The 5,085-nt window shown below is 52.3% G+C and carries 2 tRNA genes and 2 rRNA genes; all 4 read right to left on the bottom strand.

The window, feature by feature from the left end:
* Positions 1–70: 70 nt before the first annotated feature.
* Positions 71–2,962, bottom strand: a 23S ribosomal RNA gene (locus H2Z84_RS05930).
* Between the two features lie 276 nt (positions 2,963–3,238).
* Positions 3,239–3,314: transfer RNA gene (locus H2Z84_RS05925), tRNA-Ala, on the bottom strand.
* 4 nt (positions 3,315–3,318) lie between these two features.
* A tRNA-Ile gene (locus tag H2Z84_RS05920) sits at positions 3,319–3,395 on the bottom strand.
* A gap of 64 nt (positions 3,396–3,459) precedes the next feature.
* A 16S ribosomal RNA gene (locus tag H2Z84_RS05915) occupies positions 3,460–4,995 on the bottom strand.
* The 16S and 23S rRNA genes sit together here with 2 tRNA genes alongside, the layout of an rRNA operon.
* Between the last annotated feature and the right edge of the window lie 90 nt (positions 4,996–5,085).

Raw genomic sequence — 5,085 nt, 5'->3', positions numbered from 1 at the left:
CTCTTGGATCTTTGATCGCGTCGCACATTCACTATCCAGTCAGCTCGGTTTCCCAAGCCACTCAAATGATAGGATCAAGCCTCACGAGCAATTAGTATCGGTTAGCTTAACGCCTCACAGCGCTTCCACACCCGACCTATCAACGTCCTGGTCTCGAACGACTCTTCAGGAGGGTCAAGCCCTCAGGGAAGTCTCATCTTCAGGCGAGTTTCCCGCTTAGATGCTTTCAGCGGTTATCTCTTCCGAACTTAGCTACCCGGCAATGCCACTGGCGTGACAACCGGTACACCAGAGGTTCGTCCACTCCGGTCCTCTCGTACTAGGAGCAGCCCCCGTCAAACTTCCAACGCCCACTGCAGATAGGGACCAAACTGTCTCACGACGTTTTGAACCCAGCTCACGTACCACTTTAAATGGCGAACAGCCATACCCTTGGGACCGGCTACAGCCCCAGGATGTGATGAGCCGACATCGAGGTGCCAAACACCGCCGTCGATGTGAACTCTTGGGCGGTATCAGCCTGTTATCCCCGGAGTACCTTTTATCCGTTGAGCGATGGCCCTTCCATTCAGAACCACCGGATCACTATGTCCTGCTTTCGCACCTGCTCGACTTGTCGGTCTCGCAGTTAAGCTACCTTTTGCCATTGCACTATCAGCACGATTTCCGACCGTACCTAGGTAACCTTCGAACTCCTCCGTTACACTTTGGGAGGAGACCGCCCCAGTCAAACTGCCTACCATGCACTGTCCCCGATCCGGATAACGGACCAAGGTTAGAACCTCAAAGGGGTCAGGGTGGTATTTCAAGGTTGGCTCCACCAGAACTAGCGTCCTGGCTTCAAAGCCTCCCACCTATCCTACACAAACCACTTCAAAGTCCAATGCAAAGCTACAGTAAAGGTTCACGGGGTCTTTCCGTCTAGCAGCGGGGAGATTGCATCTTCACAAACACTTCAACTTCGCTGAGTCTCAGGAGGAGACAGTGTGGCCATCGTTACGCCATTCGTGCGGGTCGGAACTTACCCGACAAGGAATTTCGCTACCTTAGGACCGTTATAGTTACGGCCGCCGTTTACTGGGGCTTCGATCAAGAGCTTGCACCCCATCACTTAACCTTCCAGCACCGGGCAGGCGTCACACCCTATACGTCCACTTTCGTGTTGGCAGAGTGCTGTGTTTTTGATAAACAGTCGCAGCCACCGATTCTCTGCGACCTCTCCAAGCTCCATCCGCAAGGGATTTCACCTAAAGAGGCATACCTTCTCCCGAAGTTACGGTATCAATTTGCCGAGTTCCTTCTCCTGAGTTCTCTCAAGCGCCTTAGAATTCTCATCCTGCCCACCTGTGTCGGTTTGCGGTACGGTTCTTGTGTAGCTGAAGCTTAGTGGCTTTTCCTGGAAGCGTGGTATCAGTCACTTCAGGTCCGTAGACCCTCGTTATCACTTCTCGGTGTTGAATGAAAGGGCGGATTTGCCTACCCTAACCACCTACCAGCTTGAACGACCTATTCCAACAGGCCGCTGACCTAACCTTCTCCGTCCCCACATCGCACTACACAAAAGTACGGGAATTTTAACCCGTTTCCCATCGACTACGCTTTTCAGCCTCGCCTTAGGGGCCGACTCACCCTACGCCGATGAACGTTGCGTAGGAAACCTTGGGCTTTCGGCGAGCGGGCTTTTCACCCGCTTTATCGCTACTCATGTCAGCATTCGCACTTCTGATATCTCCAGCATCCCTTACGAGACACCTTCACAGACCTACAGAACGCTCCCCTACCATCTGCACTTACGTGCAAATCCGCAGCTTCGGTTATCAGTTTGAGCCCCGTTACATCTTCCGCGCAGGACGACTCGACCAGTGAGCTATTACGCTTTCTTTAAATGATGGCTGCTTCTAAGCCAACATCCTGGCTGTCTGGGCCTTCCCACTTCGTTTACCACTTAACTGATCATTTGGGACCTTAGCTGGCGGTCTGGGTTGTTTCCCTCTTGACGATGGACGTTAGCACCCACCGTCTGTCTCCCATGCTCGCACTTTCCGGTATTCAGAGTTTGCCATGGTTTGGTAAATCGCAATGACCCCCTAGCCATAACAGTGCTTTACCCCCGGAAGTGATACATGAGGCACTACCTAAATAGTTTTCGGGGAGAACCAGCTATCTCCGAGTTTGTTTAGCCTTTCACCCCTATCCACAGCTCATCCCCTAGTTTTGCAACACTAGTGGGTTCGGACCTCCAGTGCGTGTTACCGCACCTTCATCCTGGCCATGGATAGATCACTCGGTTTCGGGTCTACGCCCAGCAACTAAAGCGCCCTATTCGGACTCGGTTTCCCTACGCCTCCCCTATGCGGTTAAGCTTGCTACTGAACGTAAGTCGCTGACCCATTATACAAAAGGTACGCAGTCACCCCTTACGAGGCTCCCACTGTTTGTATGCATCCGGTTTCAGGTTCTATTTCACTCCCCTCCCGGGGTTCTTTTCGCCTTTCCCTCACGGTACTGGTTCACTATCGGTCGATCACGAGTATTTAGCCTTGGAGGATGGTCCCCCCATCTTCAAACAGGATTTCGCGTGTCCCGCCCTACTTTTCGTATGCTTAGTACCAAGAATGAAATTTCGTGTACGGGGCTATCACCCACTACGGCGGCCGTTTCCAAGGCCTTCCACTATCTCAATCTCTATCACATACAGGCTATTCCGCGTTCGCTCGCCACTACTGACGGAATCTCGGTTGATTTCTTTTCCTCGAGTTACTTAGATGTTTCAGTTCACTCGGTTCGCTTCCTCAGACCTATGTATTCAGTCTGGGATACCTATTGCTAGGTGGGTTTCCCCATTCGGATATCGCGGGATCAAAGCTCTATTGCCAGCTCCCCCGCGCTTTTCGCAGGCTTACACGTCCTTCATCGCCTGTGATCGCCAAGGCATCCACCAGATGCACTTAGTCGCTTGACCCTATCATTTCAGTAACCTAGATTACCAATCCGACAGAATGTGTTTGTGCGACGTACCACACCGCCCCTTTTGATATGGCGACATGGCACTAGATACAATCAAATTCCCAAGATGACGATTTGTCCTGCATGCAGAGTTAACTCCATGCATTTCATCTCGCCGTCTAATTAATTCGGCTTCTTCAGTTTGTTAAAGATCGGGCATTGTAAAAACAACGCAAACAGAAATTCACGCAACCCTGATAGGTTGTGTGCGCTTTTGTTTGCACTGTAAGAATGGTGGAGGATGACGGGATCGAACCGACGACCCCCTGCTTGCAAAGCAGGTGCTCTCCCAACTGAGCTAATCCCCCAAACTGGTGGGTCTGGTAGGACTCGAACCTACGACCCCTGCGTTATCAACACAGTGCTCTAACCAGCTGAGCTACAAACCCAGTTACTACCCTTAAATCACGAATAACCGATAGGTTGTGAATACTTGACGATCGCCTTCTCTAGAAAGGAGGTGATCCAGCCGCAGGTTCCCCTACGGCTACCTTGTTACGACTTCACCCCAGTCATGAATCCCACCGTGGTAAGCGGCCTCCTTACGGTTAGCCTACCCACTTCTGGTGAAACTCACTCCCATGGTGTGACGGGCGGTGTGTACAAGACCCGGGAACGTATTCACCGCGGCATGCTGATCCGCGATTACTAGCGATTCCGACTTCACGCACTCGAGTTGCAGAGTGCGATCCGGACTACGATCGGTTTTATGAGATTGGCTCCACCTCGCGGCTTCGCGACCCTCTGTACCGACCATTGTATGACGTGTGAAGCCCTGGTCATAAGGGCCATGAGGACTTGACGTCATCCCCACCTTCCTCCGGTTTGTCACCGGCAGTCCCATTAGAGTGCTCAACTAAATGGTAGCAACTAATGGCAAGGGTTGCGCTCGTTGCGGGACTTAACCCAACATCTCACGACACGAGCTGACGACAGCCATGCAGCACCTGTGTTACGGCTCTCTTTCGAGCACCAAGCCATCTCTGGCAAGTTCCGTACATGTCAAGACCAGGTAAGGTTTTTCGCGTTGCATCGAATTAATCCACATCATCCACCGCTTGTGCGGGTCCCCGTCAATTCCTTTGAGTTTTAACCTTGCGGCCGTACTCCCCAGGCGGTCAACTTCTCGCGTTAGCTACGCTACCAAGGATTCAAACCCCCAACAGCTAGTTGACATCGTTTAGGGCGTGGACTACCAGGGTATCTAATCCTGTTTGCTCCCCACGCTTTCGTGCATGAGCGTCAGTGTCATCCCAGGGGGCTGCCTTCGCCATCGGTATTCCTCCGCATCTCTACGCATTTCACTGCTACACGCGGAATTCTACCCCCCTCTGACGCACTCTAGCCGTGCAGTCTCCAATGCAGTTCCCAGGTTGAGCCCGGGGCTTTCACATCAGACTTACACAACCGCCTGCGCACGCTTTACGCCCAGTAATTCCGATTAACGCTTGCACCCTACGTATTACCGCGGCTGCTGGCACGTAGTTAGCCGGTGCTTATTCTTCAGGTACTGTCATCCCCCAAGGGTATTAACCTTAGGGATTTCCTCCCTGACAAAAGTCCTTTACAACCCGAAGGCCTTCTTCAGACACGCGGCATGGCTGGATCAGGCTTGCGCCCATTGTCCAAAATTCCCCACTGCTGCCTCCCGTAGGAGTCTGGGCCGTGTCTCAGTCCCAGTGTGGCGGATCATCCTCTCAGACCCGCTACTGATCGTCGCCTTGGTGAGCTCTTACCTCACCAACTAGCTAATCAGACGTCGGCCGCTCGAATAGCGCAAGGTCTTACGATCCCCTGCTTTCCTTCTCAAAGCGTATGCGGTATTAGCTATCCTTTCGGATAGTTATCCCCCACTACTCGGCACGTTCCGACGCATTACTCACCCGTTCGCCACTCGTCAGCGGAGCAAGCTCCCTGTTACCGTTCGACTTGCATGTGTAAAGCATGCCGCCAGCGTTCAATCTGAGCCAGGATCAAACTCTTCAGTTCAATCTCATAGCAAATTTTCTGGCACGCAAGATCAAAGAAATAAACAAGTACTTCTTCTTCTTGCAGTGCAAGTATTTGGCTTTCGCCAAG

Origin of the sequence: Aquitalea aquatica, from assembly GCF_013911085.1 — a bacterium.
GTDB lineage: Bacteria > Pseudomonadota > Gammaproteobacteria > Burkholderiales > Chromobacteriaceae > Aquitalea > Aquitalea aquatica.
The sequence above is the reverse complement of the archived record's forward strand: the minus strand, read 5'-3'. Positions and strand labels throughout refer to the sequence as shown.